Annotated in this window: 20 protein-coding genes; 9 read left to right on the top strand and 11 right to left on the bottom strand. The window is 45.3% G+C overall.

Annotated features, from left to right (window positions below; translation table 11 throughout):
• Window positions 1-106 precede the first annotated feature (106 nt).
• Together QUB08_RS20840 and larC are read right to left on the bottom strand one after the other, a co-directional pair.
• Window positions 107-670 (bottom strand): Uma2 family endonuclease, encoded by a 564-nt coding sequence (locus QUB08_RS20840; protein ID WP_333226699.1) that lies wholly within the window; start codon window positions 668-670, stop codon window positions 107-109.
• 401 nt (window positions 671-1,071) lie between these two features.
• On the bottom strand, window positions 1,072-2,505 hold the full coding sequence (gene larC, locus QUB08_RS20835) for a nickel pincer cofactor biosynthesis protein LarC (RefSeq protein WP_333226697.1): 1,434 nt from the start codon (window positions 2,503-2,505) through the stop codon (window positions 1,072-1,074).
• A gap of 75 nt (window positions 2,506-2,580) precedes the next feature.
• Between larC and QUB08_RS20830 the strand changes: the two genes are divergently transcribed.
• Window positions 2,581-3,246: an L-threonylcarbamoyladenylate synthase gene (locus QUB08_RS20830; protein WP_333226695.1), complete on the top strand. Its 666-nt coding sequence runs from the start codon at window positions 2,581-2,583 to the stop codon at window positions 3,244-3,246.
• Between the two features lie 332 nt (window positions 3,247-3,578).
• Here QUB08_RS20830 and QUB08_RS20825 read toward each other — a convergent pair whose 3' ends face one another.
• The gene (locus QUB08_RS20825) at window positions 3,579-3,863 is read right to left on the bottom strand and encodes a DUF427 domain-containing protein (protein WP_190738299.1); all 285 of its coding nucleotides are present in this window, start codon (window positions 3,861-3,863) and stop codon (window positions 3,579-3,581) included.
• Between the two features lie 97 nt (window positions 3,864-3,960).
• Here QUB08_RS20825 and recQ point away from each other — a divergent pair, with 97 nt between their 5' ends.
• Complete coding sequence (recQ, locus tag QUB08_RS20820; RefSeq protein WP_333226693.1) at window positions 3,961-6,156, top strand: DNA helicase RecQ; 2,196 nt, start codon at window positions 3,961-3,963, stop codon at window positions 6,154-6,156.
• 643 nt (window positions 6,157-6,799) lie between these two features.
• Here the strand turns inward: recQ and QUB08_RS20815 are convergent.
• Window positions 6,800-7,540, bottom strand: a complete 741-nt coding sequence (locus QUB08_RS20815) for a peptidylprolyl isomerase (RefSeq protein ID WP_333226691.1) — start codon at window positions 7,538-7,540, stop codon at window positions 6,800-6,802.
• An 85-nt stretch (window positions 7,541-7,625) separates the two neighbouring features.
• A complete protein-coding gene (locus QUB08_RS20810) occupies window positions 7,626-8,234 on the bottom strand; it encodes a hypothetical protein (protein ID WP_333226689.1) in 609 nt (202 codons plus the stop codon).
• A 67-nt stretch (window positions 8,235-8,301) separates the two neighbouring features.
• Between QUB08_RS20810 and QUB08_RS20805 the strand changes: the two genes are divergently transcribed.
• From QUB08_RS20805 to QUB08_RS20790, 4 genes are all read left to right on the top strand, one after another.
• A complete protein-coding gene (locus QUB08_RS20805; protein ID WP_333226687.1) occupies window positions 8,302-8,577 on the top strand; it encodes a hypothetical protein in 276 nt (91 codons plus the stop codon).
• Between the two features lie 130 nt (window positions 8,578-8,707).
• Window positions 8,708-8,968: a hypothetical protein gene (locus tag QUB08_RS20800; RefSeq protein ID WP_333226685.1), complete on the top strand. Its 261-nt coding sequence runs from the start codon at window positions 8,708-8,710 to the stop codon at window positions 8,966-8,968.
• A gap of 86 nt (window positions 8,969-9,054) precedes the next feature.
• Entirely contained in the window at window positions 9,055-9,264 is a 210-nt protein-coding gene (locus QUB08_RS20795; protein ID WP_333226682.1) for a hypothetical protein, read from the top strand.
• A gap of 15 nt (window positions 9,265-9,279) precedes the next feature.
• The gene (locus QUB08_RS20790; protein ID WP_333226681.1) at window positions 9,280-9,453 is read left to right on the top strand and encodes a hypothetical protein; all 174 of its coding nucleotides are present in this window, start codon (window positions 9,280-9,282) and stop codon (window positions 9,451-9,453) included.
• A gap of 262 nt (window positions 9,454-9,715) precedes the next feature.
• Here QUB08_RS20790 and QUB08_RS20785 read toward each other — a convergent pair whose 3' ends face one another.
• The 6 genes from QUB08_RS20785 to QUB08_RS20760 form a co-directional block, all read right to left on the bottom strand.
• Entirely contained in the window at window positions 9,716-9,955 is a 240-nt protein-coding gene (locus QUB08_RS20785; protein WP_333226679.1) for a hypothetical protein, read from the bottom strand.
• A 128-nt stretch (window positions 9,956-10,083) separates the two neighbouring features.
• A complete protein-coding gene (locus QUB08_RS20780) occupies window positions 10,084-10,344 on the bottom strand; it encodes a hypothetical protein (RefSeq protein ID WP_333226677.1) in 261 nt (86 codons plus the stop codon).
• A gap of 110 nt (window positions 10,345-10,454) precedes the next feature.
• Window positions 10,455-10,715 carry a hypothetical protein gene (locus QUB08_RS20775; protein ID WP_333226677.1) on the bottom strand — a complete coding sequence of 87 codons (261 nt, stop codon included), beginning with the start codon at window positions 10,713-10,715 and terminating at the stop codon, window positions 10,455-10,457.
• Window positions 10,716-11,314: 599 nt separating this feature from the next.
• A complete protein-coding gene (locus QUB08_RS20770; protein ID WP_333226675.1) occupies window positions 11,315-11,779 on the bottom strand; it encodes a HetP family heterocyst commitment protein in 465 nt (154 codons plus the stop codon).
• Between the two features lie 94 nt (window positions 11,780-11,873).
• Window positions 11,874-13,676 (bottom strand): HlyD family efflux transporter periplasmic adaptor subunit, encoded by a 1,803-nt coding sequence (locus tag QUB08_RS20765; RefSeq protein WP_333226673.1) that lies wholly within the window; start codon window positions 13,674-13,676, stop codon window positions 11,874-11,876.
• Between the two features lie 243 nt (window positions 13,677-13,919).
• Window positions 13,920-17,066 carry an ABC transporter transmembrane domain-containing protein gene (locus tag QUB08_RS20760; protein WP_333226671.1) on the bottom strand — a complete coding sequence of 1,049 codons (3,147 nt, stop codon included), beginning with the start codon at window positions 17,064-17,066 and terminating at the stop codon, window positions 13,920-13,922.
• A 727-nt stretch (window positions 17,067-17,793) separates the two neighbouring features.
• Here QUB08_RS20760 and QUB08_RS20755 point away from each other — a divergent pair.
• From QUB08_RS20755 to QUB08_RS20745, 3 genes are all read left to right on the top strand, one after another.
• Entirely contained in the window at window positions 17,794-17,982 is a 189-nt protein-coding gene (locus QUB08_RS20755; protein WP_333226750.1) for a DEAD/DEAH box helicase, read from the top strand.
• Window positions 17,983-18,493: 511 nt separating this feature from the next.
• Window positions 18,494-19,594 carry a transposase gene (locus QUB08_RS20750; RefSeq protein ID WP_333226669.1) on the top strand — a complete coding sequence of 367 codons (1,101 nt, stop codon included), beginning with the start codon at window positions 18,494-18,496 and terminating at the stop codon, window positions 19,592-19,594.
• A gap of 41 nt (window positions 19,595-19,635) precedes the next feature.
• On the top strand, window positions 19,636-20,376 hold the full coding sequence (locus tag QUB08_RS20745; RefSeq protein WP_333226667.1) for a hypothetical protein: 741 nt from the start codon (window positions 19,636-19,638) through the stop codon (window positions 20,374-20,376).
• Window positions 20,377-20,414: the final 38 nt, after the last annotated feature.

Raw genomic sequence — 20,414 nt, 5'->3', positions numbered from 1 at the left:
AAAGAATAAGATACTGTTCTTTATTCGCGCTCCATGCGTCTTCGCGGTTTGTTCAAATAATTAAAAATCGCTAGGATAATTAATATCAAATCCCTTGACAGCGAAATTATTCAGAAAATTGTACTTGGCGATATAAATCGGCGATCGCAATTTCTAGATTCACCGATTCCAGTTGCAAGGAATCGCCCAAACCATACTCGGAGAGAACCCATTGCCCCTGTCGATCGCGCCGAAACATCTCTACTCCTGGCTGTTCGACTTGCACCAAGACATACTCTTGCAGTGTTGAAAATTGGCGGTATTTCGCAAATTTAATGCCGCGATCTGCTGCTTCTGTCGAAGGCGATAAAACTTCTATAATCAAGGAAGGAAATTGCACTAATTGCGGATCGTTATCGCCATCGTCACAAGTTACTACAACATCTGGATAAAAATAGTTTTTTCCTGGTTGCACTTGAACTTTTACATCTATAATGTAAATTTCGTAGGGGAGATTAAGGCTATCATCTAATAGCTTGAAAAAGTTTATGGTAATTCGATTGTGATTGCGGGTGCCGCCGCTCATGGCGACGACTTCGCCATCCCAATACTCGTAGCGTTCCTCTTGGGTGGGTTCCCAAGCCAGGTATTCTTCTGCACTCATCGATGGGCGATCGGGTAAGGCAACCATAATGCGATCGGGAATGAAGTATGTTTATATAATAGCTTGAAGAAAAAGATTGCTGCGGTTGCCCCGATTGATGGGGAGGGGGACTCTTGGGGTTTCCGTACTTAGGAATGAGAATTAAATACTTCCACAAGTTTGTGGGATGGGCGGGACGCCCATCCCACAATAACAATTAAAATTGTAAGTTATTTAATTAGCGATCCTTAGTGTGCTTAAATATTAGTTTAAATAGCCAAAAACTAAACTACGTCTGAATGGACGGAAAAGCTGAATTAATCTTGCCATCTCAAAACCGATATCAGAGGTTTTGATTGCTCTGATTTAGATATTCCTCAAGCCTCCTGGGTCTGACGGGTTGTCAGCCCGTCAGGGACTAAATTCCTCTTGTAAGTCACTGTAATTGATTAAGTGCGATCGTACCAACTTTGCAGCGCCAAGCGGTGAACTTCCCGCCAGCTAATATTTTTAAGTCGGGCAATTTCCGCGCAATCTTCGTATTCCGGCTGTACATTAACAATCGTTTCTCCAGACTTCGCAACTTTGATCTTGACTGCGCCGTATTCTGTTTTAACTCTCTCGATTTCTCGACCCAAAATAGTTCTTTGTTGAGTCGATCGCCTAATTCCCAAAGTAGTAGTCTCGCGAAAGATCACAGCTTCGCAAGCATCCTCAAACTCGGGATGACAAATCGCAGTTAACAAAACGCCCAGCCGCGACTTTTTCATCACAATTGGGGCAGTAAAAACATCCAGAGCTCCTGCAGCAAACAAAGCATCAAAAACATAGCCGATCGCCTGCGGACTCAAATCATCAATTTGCGTTTCCAATACCGAAATAGTTTCTATGGCATTGGGAATTGGGCATTGGGAATCGGGCATTGGGCATTGGGAATGACTACCCGTCTTTCCTCCACTCTCCCCCACTCCCACTCTCCCACTCTCCCCCACTCCCACTCTCCCCCTCTCCCCCAATCCCTTCTCCCCAATCCAGAGGCGCAAAATATTAGGAATTGCCAGGTTTCGAGAACCTGCACCCAAACCAATGGCCTGAATTTGCATCGGCGGCGGCGGGCCGAAAGCAGAGGCGAGAGTACAGGCGATCGCAGTACCCGTAGGAGTGCACAATTCGCGATCGATCCCGTTGCTATAAACCGGCACTCGGTGCGTTTCCCACAAGCGCATCACCGCCGGCGTCGGCACCGCTAATCGGCCGTGTGCAGCCTTCACCGTACCTGCGCCAGTCGGCATCGCCGAAAAGTAAAACTCCTCAATATCCAACCAATCCAAACCCAAACAAGTACCCACAATATCAATAATTGCATCCGTCGCCCCCACCTCGTGAAAGTGAACCTCGCTTGCGGGGATACCGTGTACGGCACCTTCTGCCTCTGCTAATTTGCCAAATACGGCCAAACTCCAAGCTTCCACGCGCCGAGGCAATTTTGCAGAGACGATGATTTGCTCAATTTGTGGCAAATTGCGGTGATGAGTGTGGCTAATTTCAGCATCTGGTTCGCCGTGACTGTGAGAATGTTCTTCCCCGTGATGATGGTGGTGGCGGGCGTCAAAAGTCGGGGATTCGGTTTCCGAGGGATCGAGTTCGGTAGCGGGATTTTCTGGTTTTAACGACAAATCCGCAGCTAAATCCACATAAAATTTAGTTGCTTGTTGAGTATTCCGGTGGACTAATTCCGTCCGCAACTGGTACTCTGTCGAAATGCCGAGCAAATTGAGTTTTTCGATTAGGTATTCTAAAGGAACGCCAGCGTGGACGAGAGCTCCGATGCACATATCGCCAGCAATGCCGGTTGGACAGTCAAAATAAGCTATTTTATTCATTGTTAACAATTAATTTTTAGCATTGATTGTTTCACTCGATATTTCGATCGCCCACTTAGCCTGCAATATCTTAACATGGCAACTATTTACGAAGTGCATCCAGTTGCACCCCAAAGAGACCGGATCGAGAAAATTAACAAATCTCTGAAAGATGGGGCCGTGATGCTTTATCCGACAGATACAGTTTACGCGATCGGCTGCGATCTCAACTCCAAGTCTGCCGTAGAACGAGTCAGGCAGATCAAGCAACTCTCCAATGATAAGCCTTTAACGTTCCTGTGTTCTTCTCTGTCAAATATCACCGACTATGCTGCAGTCAGCGATGAAGCATACAGAATTATCAAGCGGTTAATACCGGGGCCTTATACATTTCTGCTGCCAGCTACCAAGTTAGTGCCACGGTTGGTAATGAACCCAAAACGGAAAACCACTGGAATTCGCGTTCCCGACCAGCGGATTTGTTTTACACTTTTGGAAGCCTTGGGAAATCCAATTATTTCAACCTCCGCTAACATTACCACGGATGATGAAGGTGCAGCACCCGTGCCAGCAGGAAAAGCAGAAAGCTTTGGCAAAGCTGAGCTGTTTGACTGTTTTTCAAAGTTAGTAGATGTCATTGTCGATGACGGTTCCGATCCGGGATATCAAGTTTCTACCATTCTCGATTTGACACAAAGTGAACCGATTGTTGTTCGCCGTGGTTTGGGTTCGGAAGCTGTCGCCGTTTGGGAAAAGGATTAAAATTTGAGGATGCTTTCGCTTCTCCAACAGTCCGCCGGGGGTTCTAAACCCCCGTCTCATAGCGAAAGTCCTCTCAAAGAGGACTGTTAAATATAGCGGTTATGGTATTGAATTTAATTAAGCTCTGTTTTATATTTTAAAGGATTGACAATTATCAGAGGAGCAATCGCTATTAGTAGATATTAGATATTATTTCTATTGGAACTCATCGCAACTTATGTTATTCCTCCCTAATTTCCACAGTCGTCTTAAGACGACTTCAGCTATGAGCCAGGGAATTAATTCCCTGGCGGCCTGTCGGAATCGCCAGCTAACAAACCTGCGGAAAAAACCTAAGCCTCTACCTTAACTCCTTTCCAAAAAGCAATATATCCGGCAATATTTTTAGCAGCATCTTTCGGGGTAGGGTAGTACCAAGCAGCATCTTTATTAACTTGTCCGCCGACTTCCACACTGTAGTAACTAGCAACACCTTTCCAACCGCAAGTAGTGTGAGTGCTGCTGTCCTTGAAATACTCACGGTTGATGGCATCGGCGGGGAAATAATAGTTGTTGTCTACAATTTCGCACTTGTCGCTCTCGGCCAAAACGGCACCATTCCAAATTGCTTTCGGCATCAGTTTTTCTGCTTAAATTGAGATTCTCAATTATTGTAACTGTATTTGTGCTCAAAAGGCATAGAATAGTTGAGAAGCCAACAACCAACTACTGCAAATGCCAGCGTCTCATCCGCCAATATCTTCTGTGCCACTGTCCCTGGAACAAGCTCTTAAACATTTTTTTGGCTATGACTCTTTCCGTCCGGGACAGCAGGAAATTGTCGAAGCTGCTTTACAAAAACGGGATATGATGATTGTCATGCCGACGGGCGGTGGCAAGTCTTTGTGTTTTCAATTACCGGCACTGTTGAAACCGGGATTGACTGTGGTTGTTTCGCCGTTAATTGCTCTGATGCAAGACCAGGTGGAAGCTTTGCAGGATAATGGAATTGGGGCGACTTTTCTCAACAGCACTTTGAGCTCTCAGGAAACCCGATCGCGCGAAACAGCAATTCTCGAAGGTAAGATTAAATTGCTCTACGTTGCACCCGAACGCTTGCTGGGTGAGAGATTTTTACCGTTTTTAGATATAGTAGCAAATAAATTAGGAATTTCGGCATTTGCGATCGACGAAGCCCACTGCGTTTCGGAATGGGGGCACGACTTTCGACCAGAATACAGGCAAATGCAGCGAGTGCGCGATCGATATCCAGACATTCCCATTATGGGACTAACCGCCACCGCCACCGAGCGCGTCCGCCAAGACATCATCCAGCAGCTAACTCTGCGAAATCCCTACATCCACGTCGCCAGCTTCAACCGCCCCAATTTATACTACGAAGTTCGCCCCAAAACCAAACACAGTTTTGCCGAAGTTTTGCAAATTATCCAAAAAAAAGGCGGTTCGGGAATTATCTATTGTCTCAGCCGCAAAAAAGTTGACGAAGTTGCCTATAAATTGCAACAAAGTGGCATCCAAGCCTTACCATACCACGCTGGGATGAACGATGTTGATCGCGCCACCAATCAAACCCGCTTCATTCGTGACGACGTGCAAGTAATGGTAGCCACAATAGCCTTCGGTATGGGCATTAACAAACCAGACGTGCGGTTTGTAATTCACTACGACTTACCCAAGAATCTCGAAGGATACTATCAAGAATCCGGTCGCGCCGGTCGAGACAACGAACCCGCCCATTGCAGCTTATTTTTCGGCTACGGCGATGTCAAAATGATCGACTACATCATCGAGCAAAAACCTGACCCACAAGAACAACGAATTGCCCGCCAACAGTTGCGGCGAGTAATCAACTATGCAGAATCCACCGAGTGCCGTCGTACAATCCAGTTAAGTTATTTTGGCGATTCATTCCCAGGAAACTGCGGTACGTGCGATAACTGTTGCAACCAAAAACCAGTAGAAGATTGGACGATTGAGGCAATGAAATTTCTTTCTTGCGTCGCCCGATGCCAAGAAAAATTCGGCATGAATCACATTATTGACGTGCTGCGCGGTTCAAAAAATCAAAAAATATTGCAATACCAGCACAACCAACTTTCTACTTACGGAATTGGCAAAGATAGAAGTGCCGACGAGTGGAAAAAATTGAGTCGTTCGCTGTTAAATCAAGGTTTTTTAGAGGAAAGAACAGACGGATTTCCCATTTTGAAACTGAATGAAAAAAGTTGGGAAATTATGAAACGTCAGCGCCTAGTTGAAATCGCCATTGAACCGCAGCGGGAAGTACAGGGAAAAGTTCGGTCTTTGGCAGTAGAAGTAGAAGCTTTATTTAGCATACTGCGGACGCTACGCAAGCAAATTGCCGACGAACAATTTGTGCCACCTTACGTAGTTTTTGCGGATAAAAGCTTGCGAGATATGGCAGAAAAACGCCCGCAAAATCTCAGAGAATTTGAGGATGTTTACGGCGTTGGTAGCAACAAGCGAGATAAATACGGTAAGGTTTTCTTGGAGGCAATACGCACTTTTTGCCAAGAACAAGACTTGCCAACTGGTGCTGCATCTTCTGATGTTGCTAATCTTCCCAATCTTTCTAACGTTGCGTCTTATTCGCAGATGCAAACCTGGGAATTATACCGACAAGGTTTGACAGTTCAAGGAATAGCCAATGCGCGGGGTATGAGTCCTAATACTATTTCTGGGCATCTGATAGAATTGATGGAAATGGGTAGGGAAGTTGATATAAATTTGTTGGTAGAATCGGAACGCCAGCAGGCGATAGTGTACGCCATTGAAGTTATGGGGGATGAGAAACTGAGAGCAATTTATGATTTTTTGGAAGAACGTTATACGTTTGAGGAGATTAAGTTTGTGCGGGCTTGGTGGCGGCAAAATTATGTCGGTTTTTAACCGCAGATGTATGCAGATGAACGCTGATGGACGCAGATAATTAATAGATAAGCTGTTACGCATTTAAATTGGAGATTTGGGACAGGCTAGAAGCCCGTCCCACAAGAGTTTTATTGATTTTTGACACACAGTTTAAATGTAGAACAGCTTAGGAGGGACAAATGATAATTTAAAAAGTAGCTTTTGGGATATATTAAAGTGGCGTTTTTAACCGATATATTTTTTCCATTTGGCTTGGCTAGCTGGCGTATATGGGGTTGGCAAAGCTCAAAGTTCAAAAGAAATTTTTAAAGTGCTATAATTCAGGAAGCTTGGCTTGGCTAAGCGTCTCATTGTTCGCTATGCTTCACGCAGTTGCGAGGGCGAGAAATTACCTTTTTAACTGAACCTTATTGAGCTATAAGTACCTCGTTAAACCACTTTTTAGCTAAGTAGTAGAGTGCGTGAGAGGGAGCAATATTTGAATCCACACGCATGAGACTATTTATACTCACCCCCGCCCCAAGGATTGAATAATATTGATGCAGGCGGAAACGATATTAGGTCTCTCTGTGTACCCAGAAGTACCCTGAATTTTAGCATTGTATGTGGTTGCAGCAAAATTATATATAATATCGGTTTTTGATGGCGAATAATTAAGTTTCTACACTTTACAATTGTACACCAAATAGTTGACCTCGTTAGCCAGCCATTCGTTAAACAGATTGTGCAATATTTCTTGATACCGTTCAGGGGTTAATTCCGCCGGGAGAAACTTTTCAACCAGGAACAAGTGATATCCTAGCTCTGTTTCAATTGGACGAATTACTTCTCCGGGTTTAGCGCTAAATACGGCGACGGCTATGTCTGGTTTTAAACCCCACCGATAAACCTTGTCTTGGCAACCGCATATATGCCGACGATTTTCGTCAATATCGTAAAGGTGAGCGGCATCAAAAAAGCTGATTTCTCCTTCTTGAATTTGATAAAATAGTTCTTGAGCAAGCTGCGGGCTGGCAACAACTATTTGATAAAGAATTATTTGATCGAATTGCAATTTGTTTTGAACAAAAATCTTTTCTACTTCTTTGCTGAACAAGTGTTCGGCTAGTTTTTGGGCAAGGAGCCGATCGCAAATTCCGGCTTCTAAATCTTCTACAGAAATCATCTGATCGACCAGCCAAGCAATCGTATCCGCCGCTTTCTCCAAACGCTTCTCGCGGCGGAGTTGGTCGCCCTCTGCTTGAATTTCTTCGGGAGTCACAGTTAACCCCCGTTCCCGGCTGGCTTTCTCAATAACTTTTTTCTGCAAAACCTTTTGACTAAATGTCTTTATTTGCTGCTGTTGTCTGAGTAGTTCGATGATTTCACTTGCTTCTATCAATGGCCCGTAAAAGTCCTTCATCTTTCTCTCTCAACCTATATAAATTTATTAACTTCATCCCCCGACACTTCCTGCGGGGTAGTTGGTGTTAACGGTTAACGGTTAGCTACAAGCTGTCATTTGGCAAACTAATAAAATCAGCATTGCTCAAAGTTGTTGCACCCGCTGCGTTAACTGTTCCCAAAACAACCGCTAACATTCGATCGCCATTATTTGAACTAAACTTGAGCAGAGTCGCGTCTGTCGTACCGGAACCGTCATTATCAAACGCCACGAGTGTCAAGTCTGCTACCGAAAGCCCCCCTATCAGCCCAATTCGATCGCCTTGAGCGGGATTGAAATCAACGACTCGATCGGCTAACAAAGGATTAGCTGCTGCACTCGCTGTTTCGGATCTAAAGGCAAAGGTATCAGCGCCGCTACCTCCAATCAATGTATCGGTGCCGAAGTCGCCGCAAAGAAAATCGTCGCCGTTGCCACCACTGAGCAAATCTTGACCTTTTCCTCCCCGCAAAGTGTCGTTTCCATCGCCTCCATCGATCGCATCATCACCTTTGTTACCTGTGACAATATCGTCGCCGCTTCCTGCAAAAATTTGATCGCTCCCGCTATCGCCACTAATCACATCGCTGTCGTTGGTGCCGAGCCAATATCCGTCGCCATTGCTGTCATAGCTGATAGTTAATGCGCCCGGATAGTTTTCTGGGGCGACCATTTCTGGAGGCGGGGTTGTGTCAGCATTGCTGTTGTTCGTATTGTGATTGGGAAGTGCGATCGAATTATTGCTGTTACTGTTATCTGTGGGATTAGAAGTGCTCGCCCTGCTGTCACCACCACCCGTACCGATCGCATCCTCATTATTTGAGGGTGTTGGCGCTGTTGGCGCTGGTGTTGGCGCTGGCGCTGGTGCTGGCGCTGGTGCTGGCGCTGGTGCTGGCGCTGGTGCTGTGATGTTAGTTGTGATGTTAGTTGTGATGTTAGTTGTGATGTTAGTTGTTGGTGGATCGCCTGTAGTAGCGGTTGCTTCTGCACTGCCAGAAGTAGCTCCCGGAGTATAGGCTGTCTGATTGCTAGTGCTACTGCCTGTGGGGGAAGTTACTGTCGCGCTGCTGTTGTTAGTAACACCTTGATTATTGGCGATCGAGCTCGTTTCGCTCGAACTGCTACTCTCTGAAGGCGCTGGCGCTGGTGCTGGTGCTGGTGCTGGTGCTGGTGCTGGTGCTGGTGCTGGTGCTGGTGCTGGTGCTGGTGCGGGCGCTGGTGCTGGTGCGGGCGCTGGTGCTGGTGCGGGCGCTGGTGCTGGTGCTGGTGCTGGTGCTGGTGCTGGTGCTGGTGCTGGTGCGGGCGCTGGTGCTGGTGCGGGTGCTGGTGCTGGTGCGGGTGCTGGTGCTGGTGCGGGCGCTGGTGCTGGCGCTGGTGTTGGCGCTGGTGTTGCTGCTGTGGCGCTAGTAGTTGGCGGAGTATCTAAACCACTGCTAGCTGAGGCGCTCGCACTGCTAGAAGTGCCACCGGGAGTCGATGCTGTCTGAGTGCTGGTGCTGCTGCTGTTCCCTGTCGGAGAAGTCGCTGTCGCGCTGCTGCTGGCACCGCTGCTGTCTCCTAACGGTGCAGGTGCAGGTGCAGGTGCAGGTGTTGGTGTTGGTGTTGGTGTTGCTGCCGGGGCCGAAGCTGTGGCACTTGTCGTCGGAGAAGCCCCCGACGAGGCTGTAGCGCTGCCGCTGCTCGAGGTGGCTCCCGGAGTATAGACTGTTTGGCTGCTGTTGCTAGATTCTCCTGTAGGGGAAGTGGCTGTCGCGCTGCTTGTACTGCCTGCACCGCTGTCGGAAGTGGATGAAGTGGATTGGGCAGAACTGCTGCTGCCTCCTGAAGGCTCGCTGGGAGTAGAAATGTTAGAACTGTTAGCTGTTGGGGCTGATTCTGAAGATGCTGAATAGTTAGTAGGTTCACTACTACTTGCACCAGTTCCACCCGCTAACAAGCTAGAGCCACTTGGACTGCTGCTACCGACCGTTAGGGTAGGAGGAGCAGATGCGTCTAATTGAGGCATCGCTGTTAATCTCCTTAAAATTTGTTTTAAGCTGGATAAATCAACTGAAGATTGCTCTGGGTCAAAGCAATGGAGCTATACATTTTTATTGTGATTTTATTACCCTATCGAGATAATAAAAATTATTTAATTTCTATTATTCACGGAATCTAGTTTCGGAAATTGGGAAATGACGGCGGAGTGTAGGCGATCGCAAATACCTGACCGTAACCAACCGCTAGAGAACCACCGTAAGGCGAAGATACTGCCCAAGACTGAGAATTAGCAGCAGTTGAGGTGAATGCACCGATCGCGGAGCTAAAAACACTGATATCGACTGAAGCAAAACCGCCAACAATATTGCCTTCGTCAGAAATTTTATCCAAATATGTCAAATCCTCAATTCTCATTGATTTTTACCTTTATCTGATTATTATTCTTGGATACGGCTGTATTTTTGACTTGAAAAATGTGTAATTCTATCGTTCCGCTGCCAGTAGTGCGGACTTAATTATACTAGCAGCGGGCGACTGAATTCCTAATCGGAAACCGATACGGAAAATGCACCGGATGAACTCGAAAAAGGAGTCGTAAATGTGCTGGTAGCAGCCTTGGTAAATGAGCCATAACCGATCGCACCGGCACCAGCGTCGGCTACCGCTACGTTACCAATTGCTAGACCAGCAGTCAGCGAAATGAAGTTTACTTGGCCGACAATCAAATCAAATTCAGTGAAACCGCCTTCGATTCTGGTTGCTTCGGAAACAACTTCGACATGGTTCAGGTCAGAGATAATCATGGTTTTTTCCCTTTACTATTGCAGGTTTGTTTGACTAAAAAACTGTGTAATTCTATCGTTTAGCTGCCAGTAGTGCGGACTTATTTAACTAGCAGCATTTGACTGAATTCCTAATCGGAAACCGATACGGAAAATGCACCGGATGAACTCGAAAAAGGAGTCGTAAATGTGCTGGTAGCAGCCTTGGTAAATGAGCCATAACCGATCGCACCGGCACCAGCGTCGGCTACCGCTACGTTACCAATTGCTAGACCAGCAGTCAGCGAAATGAAGTTTACTTGGCCGACAATCAAATCAAATTCAGTGAAACCGCCTTCGATTCTGGTTGCTTCGGAAACAACTTCGACATGGTTCAGGTCAGAGATAATCATGGTTTTTTCCCTTGTTGGTTAACTGCTTGCTCGAAGCAATCTTGTTTGCTTTCGATGTACCTAATATATCTGGACTAATTAGAGCTGTGTTGCCAATTTGGCAGATTTGTGGAAAATTCAAATGTAAACTTCACTTCATAAATATTTGTATTTCTTTGGGTCAAAAGCTACAGAAAATCGATGTATTTTGACAGAGAAAAACCAGCCTCGTTTTATTATCTATTGACGAGACTGGAAGATTGTAGTATTGGGCTCACTTGATAAGTTGTATTGACAAAGACTGCCCCGGCAAAACCGCAGAAGTTACAGGTCAAACGATTTTAGATTTTAGATTTTAGATTAAAGAATTGAATCAACGTAAAACGTTATTATCTTAGATAGCCGACTTCTTAAAGAAGTCGGGTATCTGGGTATTCCGTTTTTTTAGGTTGACCTACTTAACAAAGTATTAGGTACGATCACCACAGAGTGTTGCCATTTTGGCAGATTTATCGGAAGTGCGGATGTTCGATACTGAAAAACCCGATCGCCCGCGGTGAGTCAACCAAAAAACAGGTACACCCAACGCCCGCAACCGGGTTGTCGGTCAATCGACTAAATTACTTACCCGCCCAATTAAACCAGCGCGTCTTAAATCCAGCAAAAAATCCTTGATTGTGAACATCAACCGCCAACGCCGAGATAGGTGAACCTGGGCCGACTACTTCAGCTACAAAACCTGCGGTATCTGAGTGCAACTCGCTACCAATCTGAATTGCATCACCCCCTCGAACTCCGGCTCGTTTTTCCCTCACCACTTCCACATAATCTAAATCCGCAATTTTGCTCAGCGCCGGCTGAGTTTCCGATTTCCTCGACTTGCTGATTTGACTGTTTTCCTTCAGCAAGCGGTTGGAAGTACGGTAAGGGATATAGTCGAGAGGGTTGTAACCCGTGCACCGCAAAAGTAAAAAACAAGCCCAAGAATACTTTCCTGCCAGGATGGCTGAAATTATCTCATCCAATTGTTCTGGTTTGATTCCAACTTGGGAATGATTGGCAGAATGGTGAAATTGGGAATTCATTATTTTATCCTGTTCTGTGTAAATTGGTAGACTGTTGACTGTTGACTGTTGACTGTTGACTGTTGACTGTTGACTGTTGACTAATGACTAATTTCTACAAACTCATGCCGCCCTTTTGTAGCTGCTTGAGAGGGTCAAGCAAAATGTCGGCTATGCTGCGCTGGCGGATGACAATTTCCGCAGTAGCTGTTTGACCAGCTTTGAGTTTCCAGGTTTGATTTTTGGCTTTCACTGAGTCTCGATCGATACTCACTTCCACCCGGTAAAAAACACCCAATCGCTCGTCTGTTTTGGCATCCGGCGAAATAGATAAAACTTTTCCCGGAATCACGCCGTAATTTTGATAGGGAAAAGCATCGAATTTGACTTGCACCGGCATTCCGGTTTTGACAAATCCTGCTTCTCGATTAGGCAAACTGACTTCCAGCACTAGCGGAGCCTGATTCGGAGTCATTTCTGCAATAGTTTGACCCGGTTGAACTACTTCGCCGGTGTTGTGAATGTTGAGTGCGGAAATCACTCCGCTGACGGGTGCGTAGAGAAATCTTTGTTTGAGCTTATTTTTTGCTTGATCGAGCAGGGTTTGGGTTTCGGCAATTTTGGATTTGACTTGATTTAATTGCATTTCCAACTGCTGAATTTTTTGCTCTTTTTCTAACTGCGTTTGGCGCGCTGCAGCTTGTTTGCTGGCGGCTTCGGCTTGCAGTCGATCGACTTCTGCCAATTGTTGAGTTAATTCACCTTGGGTTCTAGAAATGGCGCTAGTTTGATCGCGCAAATTTTGCTCGACTTCAAACAGCCTTTCCTTAACCACAGTTGCATCAGAGAGTTGACTCCTGATGGCAGCACTTTGCCTGTCGCGAACGGTTTGCTCGACTTCAAAGGCGCGATCGTCAGCCTGAGTGGTCTCCCCCAACTGGCTTCTAATCACGGCATTTTCGCTTTCTCGTAGAGCTTCCTCAGCTTGAAACAATACGTCTTTTGACAGTGCTCCTTCATCTACCAAAGGTTTGAGACGCGCGATCCGCTCTTTGTGAGCCACCACTTTTGCTTGCAACCCGGCCAGCAATTCTTGAGTCTTGCGTTGCAATGGTTTCACCTGATCGCGCCGCCCTTGCTGGGAATTAATATCTGTTTTCAGTTGCGAGAGCAAGTCTTGTACATTGTTTTCCAGAGGTTTGAGCTGTTGTTGCCGCGCTTGCTGAGACACTAAATCTGCTTGCAATTGCTCGATTTGAGACTGCGTGGTGGCCGCTGAAGCGATCGCACGGGCGATCGCAGCTTCAGCCCCCCGCTGCTCTGCAGCAGCAATAGCTTGGCTCGCTTCAACTTCCAGTCGAGTTCTCTCGATCGAACTAATCTGCTGCACCAATTGAATTCGATCAGCGTCCAGAATTTTCTCAAGACGCTCCACCTCGCTCTGGGCATTCGCCGGGTCTAATTCGGCCAATAATTGTCCAGCTTTCATTTTTTGACCTTCTTTGATAGCGAGGTTAATAATTTTTCCCGTATCTGTCGGGTGAATTTTGTAAACAGCGCCTTTGGGAACTAATTTGCCCTGAGCATGACCAACCTCGTCAATTTTTCCCAAAGTTGCCCACGCTCCAAAAGCTACGGAAAAAACCATTCCTCCTAATATCAACCGCTGCGGAAAAGATACTGGCGGCTGGTCGAGTACCGAGTGCAAAGAAGTAGACCAATTATTAGCATCTGGCTGCCGTAACTTGGCAATATTGATACCGTCATGAATTTTAGATGAGCGATTTTGAGATTCGACTACTTCTAAAGAGCGGTCTTTTTTTCGAGCTTCGTTTTCTTGCCTAGAAGCTACGCCCCCATAAACTTCGCCTATTTCGTTAGGAGCGTGGCCTAATTCTTTGGCATCTTCTGAAAACATTGTATTTCCTCCAAATTAGTCTGTTGACTGTTGGCAGTTGACCGTTGTTAGGAGCTATCAGTCAGGAGTCAGAAGTTAGGAGTCAGGAGTCAGGAGTCAGGAGTGAGTAAAAATGATATTTAGTCTTGTATTGGTTGCTAATGACTAATGACCAATGACTAATGACCAATGACTAATGACTAATGACTAATGACTAATGACTAATGACTAATGACTAATGACTAATGACTAATGACTAATGACTTAAATATCGAGTTGTTGCTGAGCGAGGTGATAGTAAAGTCCGCGTTCAGCCATCAATTCGTCGTGGTTGCCTTGTTCGGCTAAAATGCCTTTGTCTAAAACCAAAATTCGATCGGCATTACGCACCGTAGACAACCGATGAGCGATAATAAACGAAGTGCGATCGCGACTAATGCGGGCGAGATTTTGCTGAAACCTGCGCTCAGATTCGGTATCCAGCGAAGAAGTTGCTTCATCCAAAACCAAAATCCGGGGATCACCCAAAAGAGCGCGGGCGATCGCAATTCGTTGTCGCTGACCCCCAGACAAGCTTGTTCCCCTTTCCCCCACAGGAGTTTGATAACCCAGTGGCATATCTTGAATAAAAGCGTGAGCTTCTGCTAGCTTCGCCACTTCTATCGCCTGTTCCAAGCTTGCAGAATCAGCATCGTTTCCGTTTTTATACAGCGTAATATTTTCCAAAATCGTTCCCGAAAACAAGAAACAATCTTGAGGAACAACACCCAACTGAACTCGCAGCGACTGCAAAGAAATGTGCCGAATATCGTGGCCGTCAATTGTTAGCCGCCCCTTTTCTGGATAATAGAAACCTTGCAGCAGCTTTACCAAAGTGCTCTTACCGGAACCGCTGCGGCCGACAATTGCCACAGTTTCTCCAGCTTGCACCTCAAAGGAAAGATTTTGCAGCGTATTGCGTTCCTCATCCTGAGAATAGCGGAAAGAAACATTGTCAAACTTGACGTTTCCCTGAATGCGAGGCAGCACCAGCATTGGCTTGTAAGGGCTTTCTTCAGGTTGGGCAGAGAATACATCATCCAAACGCTCGATCGAAACCAGCACTTCTTGAAACTCATCCCAAAGTCCCACCACTGAAAGCACAGGAGAAATTACGCTCCCAATCATCATATTAAAAGCCACAAATTGACCGATCGTCAAATCATCTTGAATCACCAGCATTGCCCCATACCACAGCAAAGCCGTACTCCCCAAAGTATTAATCCCACCCCCGATCACCTGCAAAGAATTCGCCAACTTCTGCCCGCGAAATTTAGCATTAATCATGCAGGTTAATTGGTCTTCCCAGCGCCAGCGCATTTCTCGCTCAGCAGCAGTTGCCTTAACCGTCGCTACCCCAGTAATCATTTCCACCAAAGATGAATTTTGCTTGGCACTTTCGGTAAAAACCTCCCGCGACACTTTTCGGAGGAACGGAGTTGCCACTAAAGTCAAAATCACGATCGGCGGAATCAACGCCAGCACCAACAACGCCAGACGCCAGTTATAGTAAACCATCAGTCCGATGTAAACTACAGCCATCAAAGCATCCAACCAAGCCGTAATAGCTTGGCGAGTCAAAAATGCCTGAATTTTTTGATTTTCCTGAACCCGCGTCAAGATATCGCCCACCTGACGAGATTCAAAAAACTTGATCGGCAAACTGAGAGTGTGACTGATAAAGCCACTAATTAAAGTCAAGTCAATGCGGTTCGACAAATAATCCAGCAAATACTGTCTCGTTGCACCCAACAACGTTCGCCAAACACTAAACAGTAGCAGCCCGATCGCAAAAACGTGCAGAGTTACTACGCTTTTACTGACAACCACTTGGTCGAGAATTACTTGGGTAAATAGGGGAGTAACTAGACCAAATAATTGGAGCAACAAGGAGAGAATCAGAATTTGGGCGATCGCAGCCCGGTAGGGCCAGACTATGCCCACAAAATTTTTAAGTTTGATACCTTGATGTTCGGCACTGTGATTGCGGTATAGTTCCGCTGTTGGGTCTAAAATTAGGGCGTACCCAGTCCAATTTTCGGTAAAATTTTTAATGCTCATCCACCGCTTGCCCGCAGCCGGATCAGCCACTAAAACCTGTTGATTTTTAAAGCGGTAAACTGCCACGTAGTGATTGCCTTGCCAGTGAGCAATCCAGGGATTTTGATTTCGCAGCGGAGTTAAAGAAGCTCGCACGGGACGGGTTTGAAATCCCATCCTTTCCGCTGCTTTTGCCAGACTTTTGAGCGACGCGCCGCTGCGGCCGATTTCTGCCAATTCGCGCAAGTAATTTAGGCTGAATTTTTTACCCCAATATTCGCTAATCATGGCTAAACAAGTAGCTCCACAATCTGCTGCGCTCTGTTGTTGAATGAATGGGTGTCGGCTGCTCAACCAGCGCCGCTGCTTGGGTTTGGGAAAGCTGATGATTCCGGTTGCGGGTTTTTGCTGAGCAACTGCGGTTAATTTTGATGGCTCGGTTTGTGAGGTAGAGCTGGCCTTTTGGGGCGGCGTTACTAAGCTTAAGATTGAAGGTTTGCGGATGATTTTAGGGCGGGAATTGCTTTCGGAACTAATTGTGGCGTTGGCGATTTCCCACTGTTCGCTGCTAAGCTGGTAAATTAGCAGGTCTGTTACCGCTATCCAGTCGCTCTTTACGTCTGAATGTTCCCAGTTACTGCCGAGAATGGGCGGTGCTTGACCTTGAATTTGACCGCTGCGGAGCCAAAAATGATTGTTGGAGTTTTGGCAATGCTCAGCGAGGGAAACTCCGGCAGGAATTCGGCTTTCTTGTGTGTAAGGAAGTAAGTGGGGCCACAGAAGCTGTTGTTGGTGGGGAGGGAGCGATCGCAAATCTGTTTGTGTCTTGAAAAATATTAACCGCTGTCGCTCTTGAAATTCTTGCCGCCAGTGCTGTTGCAGTTGCGGGAATTCCTCTAAAATAAGCTCCAATGTGGTAGCCGCAATTCGACCGATTTGGCAAGTCCCAGCCGCAATTGCCCTGTAAGGCAGTCCGCTTTCAATAAATAGGTTATCTGTCCCAAATATTGCTCCGACTTCCAGTACCACCGCCGAAATTTCCTGCTGTTGAGACGCTTCTACCGCTAGCAGCCTGACTCTTCCATCGCCAACTAAATAAAAATTTCGATCGCTCTGTTCTTTTTCAACTAAATTGTTGCTATTATCTGATGTTTGATATTGAGTGATTTCATCTCCGAGCTGAAACTCGCAAATTTCACAGGCTTTATTTAATTTCGCCACTAATGTCGGTTCTGCACCGACTTCCTCGAAAATTTTCTGAATAGCCGGGAATTTTTCCAAGGCTTCTCTGGTTTTAAAAATGTGATTTTCCACCCCTGAAATTTTTTTCATAACTTACCCTGTCAAAAAAGTGTTTCAATTTTTTTGAATTACAACTAACCCGGTTATGAGAAATTTTTATTGGTTTAGTTGCAACCTAGTTGGCTTACAAACTGTTTGTCGATATGTCAGACGAATACCCGTTAGTTACGACATCCCTTCAACGCCTTTAGGATATATAAAATTGCGTTTTTTCAGGATTGTGTGGTGATTACGTAAGTGTGGTTTTGACTGGCTCTCAGTTTAACTTACAGAATCGTGATTTTGGCTACCTTTAAGGGTAATCTTTACCTAATCTTTATAAATTTACCGTAATTATACGGAAATTTATGAAGATTGTGTGAAGTTTCGAAGGCAACTGTTGTGGCCGGTACACGTATATCTACGCACAAATTTACATTCAGAATTCAAAAACCATCAATTTTTGACGCTTGTTTGTGAAGTCCAGATTCCGAACATTGTAAAGAAATATTGATGGCTGTTAATTTGTAGCAGTAATTCAAGCAAATAATTGACCATCTAATCTCGGTATGTAACGAATTAAAGTAAAGTGGAAAATTCTGCTGTTGATAACGGCTTTCCATTTGGGGGTGACTTCTGTGAGGGCCCAAACCCATCACTATCGCTACCCATCACTATCAATCTAAACCCCGATTAAAAGTATCGGTTTCTCTGCTTAAGGAATTTTGTGCGATCGCACTCAGTGTATTGGTTCTCCAAAAGCATGGAATAGTGTAGAATCCAACAACCAACTCAGGAAATTGTCGAACCTGCTTTACAAAAACTGGATATGATGATTGTCATGCCGACGGGCGGTGGCAAGTCTTTGTATTTTCAATTACCGACACTGTTGAAACCAAGATTGACGGTGCTGATTCCGCGGTTAATTGCTGTGATGCAATGCCAGACACTTGTGGCGAGTAATTAACTATGCAGAATCCAGCGATTGCCACCGCACAATCGAGTTAAATTATTTTGGGGATGGGAGGAAGGGTACTTTTCGGCAGATCTTAGCCGTATCATCTGTTGTTTAGCTGAAACAAAAAGAAGCCTCTCGCCTCGCCCGTTGCGGAGGCGATGAGATGAATTTTTGGGCGATGAGGAATTGACCCACAACCGATTCAATCCTACGGATTGAATTCCACGGTGGGCCGATGAGAAATTGCCATTTTTAACACTCATAGCGAATCTATAAAATCTTCAATTACATGAGTTATGGTTTTATCGTTTTGAGACGAGTATAAGCGTAGTTTGTTTAATCTACGCTCGGAGATCCTCAAATTTAATGTTTTGTTTTTCATCAATGCCTACATAACGTCTTTGCATTGATGTTATACTATTTGTATGTCGCAAACAAAGGATAGCAATGAGAACTTCATACCAGTACAAAATTAAACCAACTTTCATAGCAAGTAGAAAAAATCGCTCGAACGCTCGAAATGCTGCGTTGTCAATATAATTATCTACTTGCTCAAAGGTTTGATTGGCATGGGCAAAATCGTTTTCCTCTAGATAGATGTCCCTTAATTTGCCAGCTACCCGAGTTAAAAGAGCAGCCTAACTATTACAGTCAAAAGGCATCTCTCACCCAACTTAAACTAGATAGACCTTGGTATAAAGAGATTCACTCTCAAGTATTGCAGGAAGTCCCTAAGAAAGTCCAGATAACTTTTGAACGATGGTTAAAAGGTGATAGTAATGGAAATAAATCTGGTAGACCTAGGTTTAAAGGCGTGGGGCAATACAAAACATTTACGTACCCTCAATTCAAGAGACATCATTTTGCTAACAACAAAATAACACTGTCAAAAATTGGGAATGTTAAGGTAATTGTTCACCGTCCAATACCTGTAGGGTTTGATATCAAGACCGTATCGGTTACAAAAAAAGCAGATGGTTATAATGTAACCCTAAGTCTTGATGACAAAACGGTTCCCACAATCAAACCTGATTTTAACTCGGACAATATTGTTGGTATTGATGTAGGCTTAATCGATTTCTATGTAGCTTCGGATGGTTCGAGAATTAACGCGCCAAAACATCTACGTAAAGCTGAACGCAAATTAAAATCAGCGCAACGTCGTGTTTCTCGGAGAAAAAAAGGTTCTAACCGTCGCAATAAAGCTATTAAAAAACTAGCTGTCCAGCACAAAAAAGTTGCGGATACTCGTAAATACTTCCACTTTAAGACAGCTAGAACGCTGCTCGATAAGTACGATGTCATAGCTGTGGAAAAGTTGAATATCAAAGGACTCGTTAAAACTCAACTGGCTAAAAGTATTAATGATGCTGGGTGGGGACAGTTTATCATCATACTTTCAAACAAAGCCGAAAATGCTGGGTTGAAAGTAATAACTGTAAATCCGAAGGGCACCAGCCAAGAATGTTCTAACTGCGGTCACAAAGTTAAAAAGTGGCTATCCCAAAGAATGCACAATTGCCCGGTATGCCATACAAGTTTGTGCAGGGATTTGAACGCGGCTATAAACATAAAGGCGCGTGGGACGCACGCCCTCAAAGCTCAATTAATGTCCTCATAGAGGAGTCGTTGAGAAGCCCACACTCACTCGAAGGGGAGTGTGTGGAGTACGTCACTTCACCCTCCTTCATGCCGTTTCACCTGAGTTCGGCTCAGTCAAGGCAACTGCTAGTAATTGAGCAGCCTGCACGTTACTCATTGCAACTTCCCAAATGCCTTTTGCACAATAGCTGTAAAAGTTACGAACAGGCAGAAACAATGAAAGCTACTGGTAAGGTGTATACAATTGATTTGGCTGGAAATCAGTATCAAAGCCCTCGCTACTTGCAAAGTCGGGCCAGGATTAACTCCCTCATCGACCATTATATGTCATTGGAAGTTTTGAGCGATCGACTTTCCGATCTACCCCAGCAATTTTCCACCCCGCATCCCCGCCCTTGGGAACCCATAGATTGGCAAGGCATCAATCGCGACCAAATTATTGGTGTCAAGCCAGAAATTTTTTTACAAATTTTGGCAAGTGCGGCAGAAATTGAAGCTCCCATCCGCAGTTACGGTAGAGAAAGTTGGTGCTACTTACAGCATATTTACCCGCAAATGGCGCGGTTTATGGGAGGAATTTTTGATGCCAATGGCAACATTCTAGAGATAGGTGTCTGGGAAAAAGAAGAACGCCAACATTGCCCGACATTTAGGAAAATTTACCAGCAACTTACAGGGGAAAAACTGCAAGTTAAACCGAACTCTGTGAAGGGCTGTCAATCCACAGGTGACGCTTGGCAAGATACCTACAAACACGTGATTAGGAATGAAAATTTAATAACTTTAGCGTCTGCTAAATAGTCGGAACTGCACGATAATTCCATTTGGGTAGGTACTCA

This window comes from Microcoleus sp. BR0-C5 (assembly GCF_036705045.1).
GTDB lineage: Bacteria > Cyanobacteriota > Cyanobacteriia > Cyanobacteriales > Microcoleaceae > Microcoleus.
The sequence above is the reverse complement of the archived record's forward strand: the minus strand, read 5'-3'. Positions and strand labels throughout refer to the sequence as shown.